A 16,661-nucleotide genomic window follows, 5' to 3' on the forward strand; every position below is an offset into this window, starting at 1 on the left:
CGAACCTTGCGGTGCCTTGCCGTTCGGGCCTGCTCGGCTCCGTCCGGCCGAATCCCCCTTGGAGACAGAGCCGGCGACAGAGTCGTAACTGAACAAACGAGACAAACCACCAAATCGTTTCCCACCGAAGCCGGCGATCATTTCGCCGCCAGCGAAAAAGAGAACCGGCGCCCAGGTCTTGCGACCGGACGCCGGTTATCTACTTTTTAAGTAGCCGCGTGGAATGCGTCGATCACGTCTGCCGGGATGCGGCCACGCGTCGACACGTTGTGCCCGTTTCGGCGGGCCCATTCGCGGATCGCGGCGCTCTGCTCGCGGTCGATAGCGCCCCGGCCGCGGCCCGAGCCGGACCGCCCCCGACGACGACCCCCGACGCGGCGGCCGGCCGCCACCCATTGCTTCAGATCGCCACGGAGTTTCGCGGCATTCTTCGTTGAAAGATCAATCTCATAGGTCACCCCGTCAAGCCCGAATTCGACGGTTTCGTCGGCGGCGCCTGCACCGTCGAAATCATCAACCAAGGTGACGGTGACTTTCTTCGCCATTAGCTTACCCTCGCGTTCTTCCTGAGCAGTTGCTGGGCAGTTTGGACCCACTCCCCGGTCACTAATCTGCCATATGGACGCAGCATACTCAATCTGAGCGCAACACAGCGTGTTCGGCTTTCAGCTGGAGTGTGGTCGAACAATCGGGAACAAAACTGTCTCTCTAATTGACAGGCCGGTCAAAGTCATCAACAACCGGTCGATACCCATTCCCGTTCCGGTGGTCGGCGGCATCCCATACTCGAGTGCCGCGAGAAAGTCTTCATCAAGCAGCATGGCCTCGTCGTCGCCGGCCGCCGCGGCGCGCGCTTGTTCGGCAAATCGTTCACGCTGCACCACTGGATCGTTTAATTCCGAGTACCCGGTGGCCAGCTCAACTCCGCGCACATAGAGATCCCACTTCTCGGTCACGCCCGGGATGCTGCGATGCTGACGAGTCAAAGGTGTTGTCTCGACAGGGAAATCCTTGACAAACGTGGGAGCGGTCAGCGTATTGCCCACCGCGTGCTCCCACAGTTCCTCGACCAGCTTTCCGTGACCGTAGCCGCGGTCGGTGGGTATCTCGACGCCGAGGGAGTCGGCGATGGCGAGCAGCCGCTCGACCGTGGTGTGCGGCGTTATCTCCTCACCGAGCGCGGCTGACAGCGACGGATACATTTGTATCGACGCCCATTCTCCGTCTATGTCGTAGACACTGCCATCCGGCAACGGCAGTTGTCTGGTACCGATCGCCTCGTCGGCTACCTCTTGAATAAGCTCACGCGTGACGACTGCCGAATCGTCATAGGTTCCGTAGGTCTGGTAGGTCTCCAACATCGAGAATTCGGGAGAATGGGTCGAATCTGAACCTTCGTTTCTGAACACCCGATTTAGCTCGAAGACCTTGTCAAATCCACCGACGATGCATCGCTTGAGGAACAGTTCCGGCGCGATCCTCAGGTAGAGATCGATGTCAAGCGCATTGGAATGTGTGATGAACGGTCGAGCGGCCGCGCCACCGGCCAACGTCTGCAAGATTGGCGTTTCGACTTCGAGAAACCCGCGCCGTTCCAGCGCGTTGCGTATGGCGCGGACAACGGCGATTCGCTGCCGGGCCACCTCGCGCGCTTGGGGGCGGACGATCAGGTCGACATAACGCTGCCGCACCCGCGATTCTTCGCTCATGTCCTTATGCGCGACGGGCAGCGGCCGCAATGACTTGGACGCGATGCGCCAGGAGTCGGCCAGGACGGACAATTCGCCGCGTCGTGAGCTGATCACGTTGCCGTGCACGTAGACGATGTCGCCGAGATCGACGTCGGCTTTCCAGGCGTCCAGCGAATCCTGGCCGACCTTGTCCAGGCTGATCATTACCTGCAGCGTGGTGCCGTCACCGTCTTGCAGCGTCGCAAAACACAATTTGCCCGAATTGCGCGCGAAAATGACCCGTCCCGCCACGCCGACGACGTCGTCGGTCGCGGTGTCGACTGCCAAGTCGGGGTATGCCGCGCGCACCTGTGCCAGGGTGTGGGTGCGTTCGATGGCCACCGGATAGGGGTCAAGCCCCTCGGCCAACAGCCGAGCGCGCTTGTCCCGGCGAATCCGGAACTGCTCGGGAAGGTCTTGATCGGCGGCACTCACGACGTGCCAGCTTAAATGACTTCGCGCCGGGCCCGCCGCAGGCGTCGAGTGTGCGCTGGTGCGGCCCGGGCGCCGTGTGCGCTCGGGGTTTCCGGTGTGCGCCTACGGCGGCGGGTGTGCGGCCAGGGCGTCGGGTGTGCGCTTGGGGTTTCCGGTGTGCGCCTGCGGTGACGACACGCCGGGCGGGGGCGCCGTGGACGCACCTTCAACGCCGAGGTTTCACGCTCGACGCACGGGCTCGACAAGCAGGCTTGCGAAGCTCAGCGCGCGGTTTTCAGCCGGCCACGCTGGGCGTCCCGGTTGCGCTCGAAGACCAGCCGCAGCCCCTGCAGCGTCAGGTGCTGGTCGTAGTGGGCGACGGTCTGCAGCTCGGACAACAGCAGCGGCGCGGTGTGGCCGGTCGCGACGACCACCACTTGATCTCCTAAGTCGCCGGAAAAACCGTCCACGTCCTCGCGGATGCGCCACACCAGACCGTCGACGAGTCCGGCGAAACCGAACACCGCGCCCGCCTGCATGCATTCGACGGTGTTCTTGCCGACCACCGACCGGGGCCGGGACAGTTCGACCCGACGCAGTGCGGCCGAGCGGGCCGCGGCGGCATCCGAGGAGACCTGGACGCCGGGCGCGATCGCACCGCCGAGGAACTCACCCTTGGCCGAGACCACGTCCACGCAGATCGACGATCCGAAGTCGACGACGATGCAGGCTTTGCCGAACTTCTGAAAAGCAGCCAGGCAGTTGACGATTCGGTCAGCGCCGACCTCTTTCGGATTGTCGACCAGCAGCGGGATACCGGTGCGCACGCCGGGCTCGATCAGCACGTGCGGCACCGACGGCCAGTACTGGTCGAGCATGACCCGCACCTCGTGCAGCACCGACGGGACGGTGGACAGCGCCGCGGCCCCGGTGAGCTGCTCGGAGTCGTCGCCGATCAAGCCGTCGATGGTCAGGGCCAGTTCGTCCGCGGTGACCTCGGACTCGGTGCGGATCCGCCACTGCTGCACCACTTTCGCGTGCTCTTTGGCGCCGGACAGCAGCCCGACGACGGTGTGCGTGTTGCGGACGTCGATCGCCAGCAGCACGGCTATCGCGCACCCATCCGCGGGTTCAGCAACTCGGCCGCTCCGAGTATTTCAAAGTCGGGCACGAACGCCGGATCGCTGCCCAGGTCGATCTGCTTGTTGTCGGCGTCGACGAAGACGATGCGCGGCTGGTAGGCGCGCGCCTCGGCGTCCTCCATCGTTCCGTAGGCGATCAGGATCACCAGGTCGCCCGGGTGCACGAGATGTGCTGCCGCGCCGTTGATTCCGATGATGCCGGTGCCACGCTCACCGGTGATCGCATAGGTGACCAGGCGGGCGCCGTTGTCGATGTCCACGATGGTCACCTGCTCGCCCTCCAGCAGGTCGGCCGCGTCCATCAGGTCGGCGTCGATGGTCACCGAGCCGACGTAGTGCAGATCGGCCTGCGTGACAGTGGCGCGGTGGATCTTCGATTTGAGCATCGTCCGAAACATCAGTTCCTCCAAGGTGATTCATGGGTGTCCGGCCCGAAAGGTGCCGGCGTGGCTTCGATATCTATCGCGATGTTGTCCAGCAGTCTGGTGCTGCCCAGCCGGGCGGCGATCAGCAGCCGGCCGGGCCGGCCGACCTGTGGTGGGCCGAGGTCCGCGTCGCGCAACTCCAGATAGTCGACCTCAATGGCGGGCACCGCGGCGAGCACTGCGCGTGCCGCGTCCAGCGCGGCGCGTTCACCCGCCCCGGCCGCATGGGCGCCGGCCAGCAGCGCGGCCGACAGCGTGGCCGCCAATTCGCGCTGCGTGGGGTCCAGGTAGCGGTTGCGCGACGACATCGCCAGCCCGTCGACCTCCCGCACCGTCGGCACACCGACCACTTGCACGTCCAGATTCAGGTCGGCAACCATCTGCCGGATCATCACCAGCTGCTGATAGTCCTTCTCGCCGAAGAAGATCCGGTCGGGGCGCACGATCTGCAGCAGCTTGCACACGACGGTCAGCACGCCGGCGAAATGCGTTGGCCGAGCGCCGCCCTCGAGTTCCGCGGCCAGCGAGCCTGGCTGCACCGTGGTGCGCAGGCCATCCGGGTACATCGCGGCGGCGGTCGGGGCGAACACGATCTCGACGCCTTCGCCGCGCAGCAGCGCCAGGTCGTCGTCGAGAGTGCGTGGGTAGGCGTCGAGGTCTTCCCCGGCGCCGAATTGCAACGGATTCACGAAGATTGAAACAGCGACCACCGAGCCGGGCACCCGCTTGGCGCCGCGCACCAGAGCCAGATGCCCGTCGTGCAGCGCGCCCATCGTCGGCACCAACATCACCCGGCGGCCGGTGTGCCGCAACGCGCGGCTGACGTCGGACACGTCGCGCGGCGCGGTGTAGACATTCAGTTCGCCCGCGCTGAACTTGGGGGGCTGCCCGACCTTCATCGCGCCAGCACCTCGACGACGGCCTCGGGAGCATGGGCGCGCTGCGCGGTCCGCAGCGCGTTCACCCGGTAGGCCTGGGCCAGCTCCGGGTCGACCCGGGTCAGCGCGCGCAGATGGTCGGCGACCGCGCCGGCGTCGCCGCGGGCGACCGGACCGGTGAGTGCGGCCTGCCCGCGCTGCAGCGTGTTCTCCAGCGCCGCGCGGGCCAGCGGGCCGACGATGCGTTCGGCAAGTCCGCCCGGCTGCTCGTCGATGGTCTGTTGTCCGAGCAGTTCGCTGCCTCGCAGCGCCGCCCGCAGCGCGTCGAGCGCGTCGGCGACCACCGCCACGATGTGGTTTCCGGCATGGGCCAGCGCGGCGTGGTACAGGACGCGGGCCTCCTCGCGGACGCAGAACGGCTCGCCGCCCATCTCCAGCACCAGCGACTGTCCGATCGCGTAGCCGACATCGTCGGCCGCGGTGATACCGAAGCAGGTGTCCGGCAACCGGCTGATGTCCTCGTCGGACCCGGTGAACGTCATCGCCGGGTGAATGGCCAGCGGTATGCAGCCATGCTGCGTCAGCGGCGCGAGGATGCCGACCCCATTGGCGCCCGAGGTGTGCACCACGATCGTCCCGGGCCGCACCGCCGAGGTCGCGGCCAGCCCGGAGACCAGCCCGGCCAGTTCGCTGTCGGGAACCGCCAGCACCAGCAGTTCGGCCGCGGCGGCCACGTCCGGCGGTGAGGCCACCGTGGTGTCGGGCAGCCGCTGGGCCGCTCGCTGGCGCGACGCATGGGAGATGGCGCTGCACGCCACCACGACGTGCTCAGCGCGCTCCAGCGCGACACCCAGAGCGGCACCCACCCGGCCAGCCGAGATGATCCCCACCTTGAGCCGGGCCGGGCGCAAACCGTCGAACTGCTCCATCGCAGACGACCTCACCTTGCTGATTCGTTCGTTCCAGTCCCAGGTGCTGGGTACCGGACGGTCATAAAGACTGTAGTCGATGGGTGACCCGTCCCCAATGTGAGAAAGCTCCCAGCTCAGCCTTCCCGGCGGCGACGCCGGCCACCGCCGGATGGCTGCACCTGCAGCCGCGCCAGCAGGTCGGCAACCGACTGACCGCCGGTTTGCGTGCCTTCGCCGCCGTCGGACCCCTCGTCCGCGCCGAGGTGGCGGGGAGCCGGCTCCAGGTGCGGCCCGGGGGCCAGGCGTGGCGGTGACGCCGCGTCCTGCGGTGCCTGCCTGGTATGCGGCGGCGGGGGCGGTGCGGCGGCGGCTGCAGGTGGCGGAGGCGGCGCACCGGGCTCGTTCGTCGAGATGAAGTTGCGGACGCTGTAGTCGCGGTACTCCGCGGAGTGCCGCGAGCGCGCCCGACGGCCGGATTCACCGGGTTGCGCGGGCGGTTCGTGCTCTGCCGGCGGCGGACCGTCGAACTGCTCGTCGGGGTCGGCATGCCGGCGGCGGCGCCGGCCCGACGGAGCGGATGCCGGTGCGTCGGACACACCGCCCCCCGCCCAGCTGCCGCCCGGCGCACCCGGAGGCAGCCACAGCCCGTCCGCGTTGACCGGCTGCCAGTCCGGCCGCACCGGTCCCGGCTGCGGCTCCGGCGCTGATGCCGGCTGCCAGTGCTGGGGCTCGAAGCGCTGGTCGGGCTCGGCCGCCGCGGGCATCGGCGGGGGCTGGTACGGGGCCTCCTGCGGCGGCACATGCGACGGGGCCTCGGGGTATTGGAACTGCTGCGCCGACGGGTAGGCCGCCTCATGCCGGCTTTCGTAGAACCGGGCCCGCTCCCGCGACCGCGGCGGCAGCAGGGGCTCTTCGGGTACGTCGATGATCGCGGACTCGTCGGTGCGGGGCTCGGCCGAGGCGCTCTCGCGGACCGAGGTGACGCGGTCGCTGGTCACCCAATCGACGCCGGCGCCTTCCCCGTTGCGGTCCCAGTCGCTGTAGGCGCGCGCCGGCGGCGTATCGGTCTCCAGCGTCTCCAGCGCGGGCCGCTGCTCGAGGTCGGTGTCGAACAGGATTTCCAGGCTGGTCCGCAGCGCGGCCACTTCCGCGCGCAGGGCGGCCAGATCGTCGGCGGCCTGGGCGCGTATCTCGGAGGCCAACTCGCGTCGCAATTGGGACTCGACGGTCAGCTCGTACTCGCGGCGGGCCGAGATCTCCCGATCCAGCTGCAAGTCGTAGACCAGTTTCAAATCGCGCACCCGCGACTGATCGGCGTCGCTTTGCCGGCGGTACAGCACCGACACGAAAGCACCGGCGACTGCGGCCCACAGCGCCAGGATCACAGCGAGCTTGAGCAGTTCCACACGGTTGGTGAAAACCAGTGCGGAACTGGCCCCTATTGCGAGGACCAGCAACGTCGTCAAGAGCACCCACCCCGGCCTGCGGCCGCCGCGCCGGACCCGGGCGCCGCGGGACAGAACGGTCATGGCCTGACTGTACCTGTGCGACGTCACTGAGCGTGTCGCGCGACTCCGGCGATTCTCACCTGGGTTAATTCGTTGATCAATCGCCGTTAATCGGCCCGTGCCCCGGGCGGTGGCCCGCAACCTCGGCGGGCGCCCTAGCTTTCCGCCCCCTCGGCGTGGTCGGTCGGATCCGGCGGGGACTTGCAGCAATGCTGCAGCCACAACGCGGCGACCAACAGCGCCAGCGCGCTGACGGCGGCCACCACCGTTCCGGTGGTGTCCTCGGCGGCGACCCGCAGCCACGACCGCCGCGGCAGGAAGAACACCAGAATCCCGATCCACCAACCCAGCACCAGGGCGCCCACCCAGGCCGACGCCTTGGCGACCATCACGCTGCGGGCCACCACGAGCGGGTGTAGCCAGCCGGGTCCGTCGCCGATTTCCCCGTCGTTGACCTTGGCCCGCACGTAGCGCGCCCACAGCGCCTCGGCGATGGCGACCACGAGCAGCGACAGACCGGTCCACACCGTGATCGGCGGAAACCACCGGAAAAGCACCTTGATCAGCAGATATCCCAGAACGGCCGCGCCGACCACCGCGGCCGTCAGGTCACGTTTCCGGGTCGGCCCCATCAGCTCTTCGACTCCCGATTGGGCCAGGACGAGTGGTTGAGCGTGTGTCTCGACAGCTGGACCGCCTGTTGGTCGGCGGGGTCGAGTTCGGCCAGCAGCGCGGCGACGGGCCGGGACCCGCCGGCGACGGTCAGCGCCGCATCCGGGTCGACGGCCAGCCAGGGCACCAGCACGAAGGCCCGCAGGTGGGCCAGCGGATGCGGCAGCGTGAGGTTGTTTTCGCGGCTGAGCACTTCGCCGTCGGCCGTGCGGCAGGCGATCAGGTCCACGTCCAGGGTGCGCGGCCCCCAGCGCTCGCCGCGAATCCGGCCCGCCGCACCTTCGAACTCCTGCGCCCGGCGCAGCCAGCCCTGCCCGTCGAGCGCCGGGTCGTCGGCGATCAGCACCGCGTTGAGGAACGGCGCCTGCTCCACGCGCCCCCACGGGGCCGTCTCATACACGGGTGAGACCGCGATCAGCGTGTCACCGAGGCCGTCGACGACGGACTGCAGGCGCGCGAGCCGGTCTCCGAGGTTGGAGCCGATGGACAGTACGACGGAGGTCATGGGCGCCGCTCCTCCTCATCGCTGCGCTCTGCATCGTCGCCGGCGCGCGTCATCACACCCCGCCCGCGGGGATCACCGAACCGCGCCCGCCGCGGCGCGATCGCCGGATCACCACCGCCACGTCGGCGAACTGCTGCTCGATCGGGGCGTCCGGCTTGTGCACCGTGACCTCGACGGCGTGCACGCGTTCGTCGGCCATCACGAAGTCGGCGATCTCGGCGCCCACCGTTTCGATCAGGTTGCGTGCGGGGCCCGCGACGATGGCGGCGGCCCGCGCGGCCAGTGCGACGTAGTCGTGGGTGTCGGCCAAGTCGTCGCTGGCGGCGGCGTCGACCAGGTCGAGCCATGCCACGATGTCGATGACGAAGTCCTGTCCCTCGTCCCGTTCGAATTCGTAGACTCCGTGGCGGCCACGAACTGTCAAGCCGCGCAACTCGATTCGGTCAGCCATCCTGATCAGTCCGCTCTGTCTGGGTCCAGGCGCCCACGACCTTGAGGGCGTCGACCGAGGCCCGCACGTCGTGCACTCGCACACCCCAGGCCCCATAGAGGGCGGCCAGCGCGGAAATCACCGCGGTCGCCGTCTCGCGCCCGTCCGGCGGTCGCGGCGACCCATCCGATCCGGCCAACAGCGTACCGAGGAACCGTTTTCGCGAGGCGCCCAGGAGTACCGGCACTCCGGTGGCCACGAACTCGGGCAAAGCATGCAGCAACGCCCAATTGTGTTGTCCCGTCTTTGCGAATCCCAGGCCGGGATCGATGACCAGCTTCGCGGGATCGACACCGGCGGCCACCGCGTCGTCGACGCTGGCCAGCAATTCCGAACGCACCTCGGCGACCACGTCTCGGTAGTGCGGTGCCTCGTGCGGACGGTCGGACGACACCGATCGCCAATGCATCAACACCCACCGCGCACCGGTTTCGGCGATCAGCGGCGCCATCGCCGGATCGGCCCGGCCGCCGGAGACGTCATTTACGATCAGCGCGCCGTGCTGCAGCGCGGCCCGCGCGACGTCGGCGTGCATGGTGTCGATGCTGACGGTAACGCCTTGCGCTGCAAGCTCTTTGACGACGGGAACGACACGAGCGCTCTCGACCCGAGGGTCGATCCGGGTGGCACCCGGGCGGGTGGACTCCCCGCCGACGTCGACGATTCCCGCTCCGTCGGCCCCCAACGCCAGACCGTGCGCGACGGCGTTGTCGACGCAGAGGTAACGCCCGCCGTCCGAGAATGAGTCGCCAGTGACGTTCACCACCCCGACAACCTGCACAGGCAGCAAACTCACTTACGCAGGATGAGGTCGAGCGCTTCGGCTCGAGAGGCAGCATCGGTTTTGAATTGCCGGCGCACCGCCGAGGTCGTGGTGATCGCGCCGGGCTTACGCACACCACGCATCGCCATGCACAAATGCTCGGCCTCGACCACGACGATCACGCCGCGCGGATCCAGCCGGCTCACCAGGGCGTCGGCGATCTGGCTGGTGAGCCGCTCCTGAACCTGCGGCCGCTTGGCGTAAAGGTCAACCAGCCGCGCGATTTTCGACAGCCCGGTCACCCGGCCGTCGGTGCCGGGGATGTAGCCGACGTGGGCCACCCCGTGGAAGGCCACCAGGTGATGCTCGCAGGTGGAGTACAGCGGGATCTCCTTGACGATCACCAACTCGTCGTGCTCTTCGTCGAACATCGTGTTGAGCACCGCGGAGGGGTCGGTGTAGAGCCCGGAAAAGATCTCCCGGTATGCGCGAGCCACGCGGGCGGGAGTGTCCCGCAACCCCTCTCGATCAGGGTCTTCGCCGATCGCGTACAACAGCTCGCGGACGGCCGCCTCCGCGCGTGCCTGATCGAACGCCCGCACGCCGTCCAGCGCGGCGCGGGTATCCGGCAGCACCATCGAATTCTCCGTTCGTCAGCCCCGGGCCGGCGGGTTTGGCCGGCTCACGTCCTCATCGGGTTGCTCAGGCGATTTTCCCGGATCCGGACTGGGCTGCGCAGGCGGGGGGTAGGGCGGATAGGGCGGGTACGACGGCTGAGCCTGACCCTGCCCCGGGCCCCGGCTCGGCTGGCCCGGATAGCTCGGGGCCGGCTGGGGCCAATACGGCTGCGGCGGAGGCGGATACCAGTGACCCTGGGGTTGTTGCTGCTGCGGTGGCGGCGGCCAGCCGGGCGCGTACCACCCCGCCGGAGCGCCGTAGTCCGGCTGAGTGGGACGGCGATCACGGTCGCCCGAACCCTGACCGCCGTGAGAGCCGTTGGGGCCGTGAGCTTTTCTGTCGGCCTCGGCGCGCGCGGCCTCGGCGGCCTGACTGGCCGCCGCGATCGCCGCTTTGAAAGCCGGCTCGGGAACCGGCTGGGGCCAGGGTTCACCACGCTCGATCGCCAGCTCGCCTGGCGTCTTGATCGGCGGCTTGTCCGACGGGATGCGGCCGCCGAAATCGTCGAACATCGTGAGCCGGGGCCGCTTTTCGACGCCGGAGAAGATCTGCTCCAGCTCGGGCCGGTGCAGGGTTTCCTTCTCCAGCAACTCGCCGGCCAACGTGTCGAGCACATCGCGGTATTCGGTGAGGATCTCCCAGGCCTCGGTGTGTGCGGCCTCGATGAGCTTGCGGATCTCGTCGTCGATGTCGCGGGCGACCTCGTGGGAGTAGTCGGCCTGGGTCCCCATCGTCCGGCCCAGGAACGGGTCGCCGTGCTCGGAGCCGTATTTGACCGCACCGAGCTTGGAGCTCATGCCGAATTCGGTGACCATCGCCCGCGCGGTCTTGGTGGCCTGCTCGATGTCGGACACCGCGCCGGTCGTCGGCTCCCGGAAGACCAGCTCCTCGGCGGCACGCCCACCCATCGCGAACACCAGCTGCGCGACCATCTCCGAGCGGGTGCGCAGACCCTTGTCCTCTTCGGGCACCGCGACGGCGTGCCCGCCGGTGCGGCCGCGGGCCAGGATCGTCACCTTGTAGACGGGGTCGATGTCGGGCATCGCCCACGCGGCCAGGGTGTGCCCGCCTTCGTGGTAGGCGGTGATCTTCTTCTCGTGTTCGCTGATGATCCGGCCCTTGCGGCGCGGCCCGCCGATCACCCGGTCCACGGCCTCCTCGAGGGCGGCCCCGGTGATCACGGTGCCGTTTTCCCGCGCGGTCAGCAGCGCGGCCTCGTTGATGACGTTGGCCAGGTCGGCGCCGGTCATGCCGACCGTCCGCTTGGCCAGCCCGTCCAGGTCGGCGTCCGGGGCGATCGGCTTGCCCTTGGAGTGCACGGCCAGCACCGCACGCCGGCCCGCCAGGTCGGGGTTGGACACCGGGATCTGCCGGTCGAAGCGGCCCGGGCGCAACAGCGCCGGGTCCAGGATGTCGGGCCGGTTGGTCGCGGCGATCAGGATGACGCCGGCGCGGTCGCCGAAGCCGTCCATCTCGACCAGCAACTGGTTGAGCGTCTGCTCACGCTCGTCGTGGCCACCACCGAGCCCGGCGCCGCGCTGGCGGCCCACCGCGTCGATCTCGTCGACGAAGATGATGCACGGGCTGTTCTGCTTGGCCTGGTCGAACAGGTCGCGCACCCGGGACGCGCCGACGCCGACGAACATCTCGACGAAATCGGAGCCCGAGATGGTGAAGAACGGCACCCCGGCCTCACCGGCCACCGCGCGGGCCAGCAGCGTCTTGCCGGTTCCCGGCGGGCCGTAGAGCAGCACGCCCTTGGGGATCTTGGCGCCCAGCGCCTGGTACCTGCTGGGGTTCTGCAGGAAGTCTTTGATCTCGTAGAGCTCCTCGACCGCCTCGTCGACGCCGGCGACGTCGGCGAACGTGGTCTTGGGCATGTCCTTGGAGAGCTGCTTGGCGCGCGACTTGCCGAAGCCGAAGCCCATCCGGGCGCCGCCCTGCATGCGCGAGAACATCACGAACAACCCGACCAGCAGCAGCAGCGGCAGCACATACACCAGCAGCTCGCCCAGGATGCTGCCCTCGTTGACGACGGTGGCGACCTTGGCGTTCTTCGCGTTCAGCGCGTTGAACAGGTCGACGGCGTAGCCGCTGGGGTATTTGGTGATGACCTTGTCGGAGTTGTCGGTGTCGTTGTTGCCCTTCTTCAGGGTCAACCGCAGTTGCTGCTCACGGTCGTCGATCTGCGCGCTCTTGACGTTGTCGCCGTTGATCTGCGACATCGCCACCGAGGTGTCGACGGGTTTGTACCCGCGGGTGTCATCGCTGAAGTAGAAGAACGACCAGCCGAGCAGCACAACTACGGCGATCGCCGTGACTGTGCGAATCACGTTTTTCCGGTTCATCAATCATCGGCCGTTTCGGCCAGGTCCTTCCCCGATACACGCGGCTGGAAAAGTCCAGGCTACCGCTAGTGACGATCGCCAGCTCCGGCAATGCCGGAGCGCAGCGGGTCGGCACCATCTGCCTAGTGACGATCGCCAGCTCCGGCAATGCCGGAGCGCAGCGGGTCGGCACCATCTGCCTAGTGACGATCGCCAGCTCCGGCAATGCCGGAGCGCAGCGGGTCGGCACCATCTGCCTAGTGACGATCGCCAGCTCCGGCAATGCCGGAGCGCAGCGGGTCGGCACCATCTGCCTAGTGACGATCGCCAGCTCCGGCAATGCCGGAGCGCAGCGGGTCGGCACCATTCTGGATCATTCAACGAGCGGCGGTTCCCGATAGGACCTCGAGCACCGCAAATTGAGTTCACAGATGCCTTGCATTGGGAGAAGCCACACCGGCCTGACACCGCGCGGCCGTGATCGCGCGCGCTAGTCGTAGTAGCGGGCCTCGAGGACATTGCCGTCCGGATCGGAGAAGTAATACGTTTGCGGTGCTGATCCCTGGGCTCCGTAGCTGTTGTGCAACCGCACGCTGGTGTCGATACCTTCGGCCTGCAAACGCTGATCCAGTTCCTCGTACTCGGACTTCTCGAGGGCAAAGCACACGTGATTGACGGGATGACCGGCACTGTTTTCGGCCACTGAGGCCGACGCCGCGCCACCGGCGGCCAGCGTCACGGGCATCAGGTCGATAATCGAGTCCTCAGATACACGCACACTCGGAAACGGCGCTTCGCCCGCCTCAAACTCGTCATAGCGAAGCGGAGTAAGCCCCACCACTCGCGAGTAGAAGTCCATCGCGACTCGAGGATCCTTCGTCCACAGCACGACATGGTCTAGGCGCCTCATCCCTGACCCTCCATTTCTTTCGCTTCTGGTGTCCGCGCGATATCTACCAGACACCCTTCTCAGGCTAGAGCTGTTGTGATTTGGTGTGTTGGTGCTCACATCAACCGAACGGTTAGTAGAGACCAACGGGGTACGGCTGCGGGTCGTCGAGGCTGGCGACCCTGGCGCGCCGGTGGTGGTCTTGGCCCACGGCTTTCCCGAATTGGCTTATTCGTGGCGACACCAAATTCCAGTGCTCGCCAGTGCCGGTTATCACGTCCTGGCGCCCGACCAGCGCGGGTACGGCGGATCCTCGCGCCCCGAGGCGATCGACGCCTACAACATCCGTCAGCTGACCGCCGACATCGTCGGCTTGCTCGACGATGTCGGCGCCGAGCGAGCCGTCTGGATCGGTCACGACTGGGGCGCCCCGGTGGTGTGGCATGCGCCGCTGCTGCATCCGGACCGGGTCGCGGCCGTCGCCGCGCTCAGCGTGCCGGCCACGCCCAGATCGCACGTCGCCCCAACTCAGGCCTGGCGTAAGACGTTCGGCGAGAACTTCTTCTACATCCTGTACTTCCAGGAGCCGGGTGTCGCCGACGCCGAACTCAACGGTGATCCCGCCCGCGCGATCCGACGGTTGATGGGCGGCCTACGGGCGGACGGCGACAAGGCTGCGGGAATGCGGATGTTGGCACCGGGCCCGGAAGGCTTCATCGATCGCCTGCCCGAACCCGATGCGCTGCCGGAATGGATCAGCCAGGACGAACTCGACCACTACATCGCCGAGTTCTCCCGCACCGGGTTCACCGGCGGCCTGAACTGGTATCGCAATTTCGACCGCAACTGGGAGATCACCGCCGACCTCGCCGACGCGAAGATCTCGGTGCCGTGCTTGTTCGTCGGCGGCACCGCCGATCCCGTGCTTGCCTTCACCCGCGCCGACCGCGCCGCCGAGATCGTCTCCGGGCCGTACCGCCAAGTCATGATCGACGGCGCCGGCCACTGGCTACAACAGGAACGACCCGACGAGGTCAACACCGTACTGCTGGAATTTCTCAACGGATTGGAGTTGCGGTGAACGCACCGCTGCGCTTTGGCGTCTTCATCACCCCCTTTCACCCGATCGGCCAATCCCCAACGGTCGCACTGGAATACGACATGGAGCGCGTCGTTGCGCTGGACCGCCTGGGATTCGACGAAGCCTGGTTCGGCGAGCACCACTCCGGTGGCTACGAGTTGATCGCCTGCCCGGAGGTGTTCATCGCGGCCGCCGCGGAACGCACCAAGCACATCCGGCTGGGCACCGGCGTGGTCTCGCTGCCCTACCACCATCCGCTGATGGTGGCCGACCGCTGGGTGCTGCTGGATCACCTGACCCGCGGCAGGGTGATGTTCGGCACCGGCCCCGGAGCACTGCCGTCGGACGCCTACATGATGGGCATCGACCCGGTCGACCAGCGGCACATGATGCAGGAGTCACTCGAGGCGATCCTGGCGCTGTTCCGCGCCGGGCCTACCGAGCGCATCGATCGCCATACCGACTGGTTCACCTTGCGCGACGCGCAGCTGCATATCCGCCCGTACACCTGGCCTTACCCGGAAATCTCCACGGCGGCAATGATTTCGCCGTCCGGGCCGCGGCTGGCCGGGGCGCTGGGCACGTCACTGCTGTCGTTGTCGATGTCGGTGCCCGGCGGCTTCGCCGCGTTGGAGACCACCTGGGACGTGGTGCGCGAGCAGGCCGCCAAAGTCGGTCGGGACGAACCGAATCGGGCCGACTGGCGGGTGCTGTCCATCATGCACATCGCCGACAGCCGCGAGCAGGCGATCACCGACTGCACTTACGGGCTACAGGATTTCGCCAACTACTTCGGTGGCGCGGGATTCGTCCCGCTGGCCAACACCGTCGACGACACCCAGACACCTTACGAGTTCGTCGAAGACTATGCGGCCAAAGGGAATTGCTGCATCGGCACGCCCGACGACGCGATCGCGCACATCGAGGACCTGCTGGAACGGTCGGGCGGCTTCGGCACCCTGCTGATGCTCGGGCATGACTGGGCCTCGCCCGAAGCGACCTACCACTCCTATGACCTGATGGCCCGCAAGGTGATTCCTCACTTCAAGGGACAGCTGGCGGCGTCGCGGGCCTCACACGACTGGGCCAAAGACCATCGCGACCAATTGATCGGGCGCGCCGGCGAGGCCGTCGTGAAGGCCATCAACGAGCATGTCGGTGAGCACGAAGGCGCGACGAACTGATGCGCGCCTCGGTGCTGCGCGACGGGCGCATGGTCTATCGGGACGACGTACCCGACCCGGTACCCGAATCCGGCCAAGTGCTGGTGGCCATCAAGGCGTGCGGAATCTGTGGTTCCGACCTGCATTTCGCCAAGCACGGCGAGAAGGTGCTGGAGATGACCGAGCGGGTCGCGGGCGGCGCGGGCGGCATGAACGTCGACCTGCAGCACGACATCTTCATGGGCCACGAATTCAGTGCGGAGGTACTCGAAGCCGGGCCCGACACCGACACCCACCCGCCGGGTTCCATCGTCACGTCGATTCCGGTGCTGTTGTCCGCCAAGGGCGTAGAACCCATCGTCTACAGCAACGACACCATCGGTGGGTATGCCGAACGGATGCTGCTCTCGGCGCCGCTGCTGCTGCCCGTCCCCAACGGTTTAGACCTCAAACACGCCGCCCTGACCGAGCCGATGGCGGTCGGGCTGCACGCCGTCAACAAGTCGAAAATCGAGCCGGGCGAGACCGCCCTGGTGCTGGGCTGCGGTCCGATCGGCATCGCGATCATCGCGTCCCTTCGGGCGCGTGGCGTGGAAAACATTGTCGCATCTGATTTTTCGCAGAAGCGCCGTGAGCTGGCCGCCGTGATGGGCGCGCACCAGACACTGGATGCCGCCCTTGGTTCGCCGTTCGACACGGTCAAAGCCGCCGTGGTATTCGAGGCGATCGGCGTGCCCGGAATCATCGACGACGTGGTCTTGCGGGCCCGCCCGGGCACCCGACTGGTCGTCGCCGGAGTGTGCATGGAGCCCGACACGTTCCACCCATTCTTCGCGATCGCCAAAGAGATCAACGTGCAATTCTGTTTGGCCTACGGCCCCGAGGAGTTCGCGGACTCGCTGCGCTCGCTGGCCGAAGGCGAGATCGACGTCAGCCCGCTGATTACCGGCGAGGTTGGTCTGGACGGCGTCGGCGCGGCCTTCGACGACCTCGCCGACCCCGAGCGGCACTGCAAGATTCTCGTTACCCCCTAGGCGAGGGCGTCGCCGGTGTAACCGGCATCCACAGGTCGCGACCTTGCCAAG

At 67.5% G+C, this 16,661-nt stretch carries 18 protein-coding genes; 4 read left to right on the forward strand and 14 right to left on the reverse strand.

Annotated elements, in window-relative coordinates; genetic code table 11:
- Positions 1-206: 206 nt before the first annotated feature.
- From lsr2 to ftsH, 13 genes are all read right to left on the reverse strand, one after another.
- Positions 207-545 (reverse strand): histone-like nucleoid-structuring protein Lsr2, encoded by a 339-nt coding sequence (lsr2, locus tag BN973_RS27180; RefSeq protein WP_025736770.1) that lies wholly within the window; start codon positions 543-545, stop codon positions 207-209.
- Between the two features lie 120 nt (positions 546-665).
- Complete coding sequence (gene lysS, locus BN973_RS27185; protein ID WP_036471821.1) at positions 666-2,165, reverse strand: lysine--tRNA ligase; 1,500 nt, start codon at positions 2,163-2,165, stop codon at positions 666-668.
- 260 nt (positions 2,166-2,425) lie between these two features.
- Positions 2,426-3,250 (reverse strand): type III pantothenate kinase, encoded by an 825-nt coding sequence (locus BN973_RS27190; RefSeq protein ID WP_036471822.1) that lies wholly within the window; start codon positions 3,248-3,250, stop codon positions 2,426-2,428.
- A 2-nt stretch (positions 3,251-3,252) separates the two neighbouring features.
- On the reverse strand, positions 3,253-3,684 hold the full coding sequence (panD, locus tag BN973_RS27195; RefSeq protein ID WP_036471823.1) for an aspartate 1-decarboxylase: 432 nt from the start codon (positions 3,682-3,684) through the stop codon (positions 3,253-3,255).
- Entirely contained in the window at positions 3,684-4,610 is a 927-nt protein-coding gene (gene panC, locus BN973_RS27200; RefSeq protein WP_036471825.1) for a pantoate--beta-alanine ligase, read from the reverse strand. Before panC ends, panD begins: the two co-directional genes overlap by 1 nt.
- The gene (locus BN973_RS27205) at positions 4,607-5,518 is read right to left on the reverse strand and encodes a Rossmann-like and DUF2520 domain-containing protein (RefSeq protein WP_036471826.1); all 912 of its coding nucleotides are present in this window, start codon (positions 5,516-5,518) and stop codon (positions 4,607-4,609) included. The genes panC and BN973_RS27205 overlap by 4 nt, the downstream gene beginning before the upstream one ends.
- 116 nt (positions 5,519-5,634) lie before the next feature.
- Positions 5,635-7,029, reverse strand: a complete 1,395-nt coding sequence (locus tag BN973_RS27210; RefSeq protein WP_036471827.1) for a DUF6779 domain-containing protein — start codon at positions 7,027-7,029, stop codon at positions 5,635-5,637.
- A 134-nt stretch (positions 7,030-7,163) separates the two neighbouring features.
- Positions 7,164-7,640 (reverse strand): DUF3180 domain-containing protein, encoded by a 477-nt coding sequence (locus tag BN973_RS27215; RefSeq protein ID WP_036471828.1) that lies wholly within the window; start codon positions 7,638-7,640, stop codon positions 7,164-7,166.
- A complete protein-coding gene (gene folK / locus BN973_RS27220) occupies positions 7,640-8,185 on the reverse strand; it encodes a 2-amino-4-hydroxy-6-hydroxymethyldihydropteridine diphosphokinase (RefSeq protein ID WP_036471830.1) in 546 nt (181 codons plus the stop codon). Before folK ends, BN973_RS27215 begins: the two co-directional genes overlap by 1 nt.
- Before the next feature lie 52 nt (positions 8,186-8,237).
- The gene (gene folB, locus BN973_RS27225; RefSeq protein ID WP_036471831.1) at positions 8,238-8,636 is read right to left on the reverse strand and encodes a dihydroneopterin aldolase; all 399 of its coding nucleotides are present in this window, start codon (positions 8,634-8,636) and stop codon (positions 8,238-8,240) included.
- Entirely contained in the window at positions 8,629-9,471 is an 843-nt protein-coding gene (folP, locus tag BN973_RS27230) for a dihydropteroate synthase (RefSeq protein ID WP_036471832.1), read from the reverse strand. Before folP ends, folB begins: the two co-directional genes overlap by 8 nt.
- Positions 9,468-10,076 (reverse strand): GTP cyclohydrolase I FolE, encoded by a 609-nt coding sequence (gene folE / locus BN973_RS27235; RefSeq protein ID WP_036471833.1) that lies wholly within the window; start codon positions 10,074-10,076, stop codon positions 9,468-9,470. The genes folP and folE overlap by 4 nt, the downstream gene beginning before the upstream one ends.
- 15 nt (positions 10,077-10,091) lie before the next feature.
- Positions 10,092-12,464: an ATP-dependent zinc metalloprotease FtsH gene (ftsH, locus tag BN973_RS27240; RefSeq protein WP_036471835.1), complete on the reverse strand. Its 2,373-nt coding sequence runs from the start codon at positions 12,462-12,464 to the stop codon at positions 10,092-10,094.
- A 68-nt stretch (positions 12,465-12,532) separates the two neighbouring features.
- Between ftsH and BN973_RS31840 the strand changes: the two genes are divergently transcribed.
- Positions 12,533-12,844, forward strand: a complete 312-nt coding sequence (locus tag BN973_RS31840; protein WP_232232158.1) for a hypothetical protein — start codon at positions 12,533-12,535, stop codon at positions 12,842-12,844.
- Positions 12,845-12,933: 89 nt separating this feature from the next.
- Here BN973_RS31840 and BN973_RS27250 read toward each other — a convergent pair whose 3' ends face one another.
- Complete coding sequence (locus BN973_RS27250; RefSeq protein WP_036471836.1) at positions 12,934-13,353, reverse strand: VOC family protein; 420 nt, start codon at positions 13,351-13,353, stop codon at positions 12,934-12,936.
- Positions 13,354-13,444: 91 nt separating this feature from the next.
- Here BN973_RS27250 and BN973_RS27255 point away from each other — a divergent pair, with 91 nt between their 5' ends.
- Genes BN973_RS27255 through BN973_RS27265 form a run of 3 tightly spaced genes read left to right on the forward strand, consistent with a single transcriptional unit; the run spans position 13,445 to position 16,610 of the window.
- Positions 13,445-14,413: an alpha/beta fold hydrolase gene (locus tag BN973_RS27255; protein WP_139830134.1), complete on the forward strand. Its 969-nt coding sequence runs from the start codon at positions 13,445-13,447 to the stop codon at positions 14,411-14,413.
- On the forward strand, positions 14,410-15,597 hold the full coding sequence (locus tag BN973_RS27260) for an LLM class flavin-dependent oxidoreductase (RefSeq protein ID WP_036471837.1): 1,188 nt from the start codon (positions 14,410-14,412) through the stop codon (positions 15,595-15,597). The genes BN973_RS27255 and BN973_RS27260 overlap by 4 nt, the downstream gene beginning before the upstream one ends.
- Positions 15,597-16,610, forward strand: a complete 1,014-nt coding sequence (locus BN973_RS27265) for a zinc-binding dehydrogenase (protein ID WP_036471838.1) — start codon at positions 15,597-15,599, stop codon at positions 16,608-16,610. The genes BN973_RS27260 and BN973_RS27265 overlap by 1 nt, the downstream gene beginning before the upstream one ends.
- The last annotated feature ends 51 nt before the right edge of the window (positions 16,611-16,661 follow it).

Source organism: Mycobacterium triplex (assembly GCF_000689255.1).
GTDB lineage: Bacteria > Actinomycetota > Actinomycetes > Mycobacteriales > Mycobacteriaceae > Mycobacterium > Mycobacterium triplex.

Bases quoted from the DNA above. Each gene is read 5' to 3' on its own strand.
- BN973_RS27265 (WP_036471838.1), top strand. From the start codon at position 15,597: ATGCGCGCCTCGGTGCTGCGCGACGGGCGCATGGTCTATCGGGACGAC.
- BN973_RS27210 (WP_036471827.1), bottom strand. From the start codon at position 7,029: ATGACCGTTCTGTCCCGCGGCGCCCGGGTCCGGCGCGGCGGCCGCAGG.
- BN973_RS27215 (WP_036471828.1), bottom strand. From the start codon at position 7,640: ATGGGGCCGACCCGGAAACGTGACCTGACGGCCGCGGTGGTCGGCGCG.
- BN973_RS27250 (WP_036471836.1), bottom strand. From the start codon at position 13,353: ATGAGGCGCCTAGACCATGTCGTGCTGTGGACGAAGGATCCTCGAGTC.
- panC (WP_036471825.1), bottom strand. From the start codon at position 4,610: ATGAAGGTCGGGCAGCCCCCCAAGTTCAGCGCGGGCGAACTGAATGTC.
- folK (WP_036471830.1), bottom strand. From the start codon at position 8,185: ATGACCTCCGTCGTACTGTCCATCGGCTCCAACCTCGGAGACCGGCTC.
- folE (WP_036471833.1), bottom strand. From the start codon at position 10,076: ATGGTGCTGCCGGATACCCGCGCCGCGCTGGACGGCGTGCGGGCGTTC.
- ftsH (WP_036471835.1), bottom strand. From the start codon at position 12,464: ATGAACCGGAAAAACGTGATTCGCACAGTCACGGCGATCGCCGTAGTT.
- lsr2 (WP_025736770.1), bottom strand. From the start codon at position 545: ATGGCGAAGAAAGTCACCGTCACCTTGGTTGATGATTTCGACGGTGCA.
- folB (WP_036471831.1), bottom strand. From the start codon at position 8,636: ATGGCTGACCGAATCGAGTTGCGCGGCTTGACAGTTCGTGGCCGCCAC.
- BN973_RS27205 (WP_036471826.1), bottom strand. From the start codon at position 5,518: ATGGAGCAGTTCGACGGTTTGCGCCCGGCCCGGCTCAAGGTGGGGATC.
- panD (WP_036471823.1), bottom strand. From the start codon at position 3,684: ATGTTTCGGACGATGCTCAAATCGAAGATCCACCGCGCCACTGTCACG.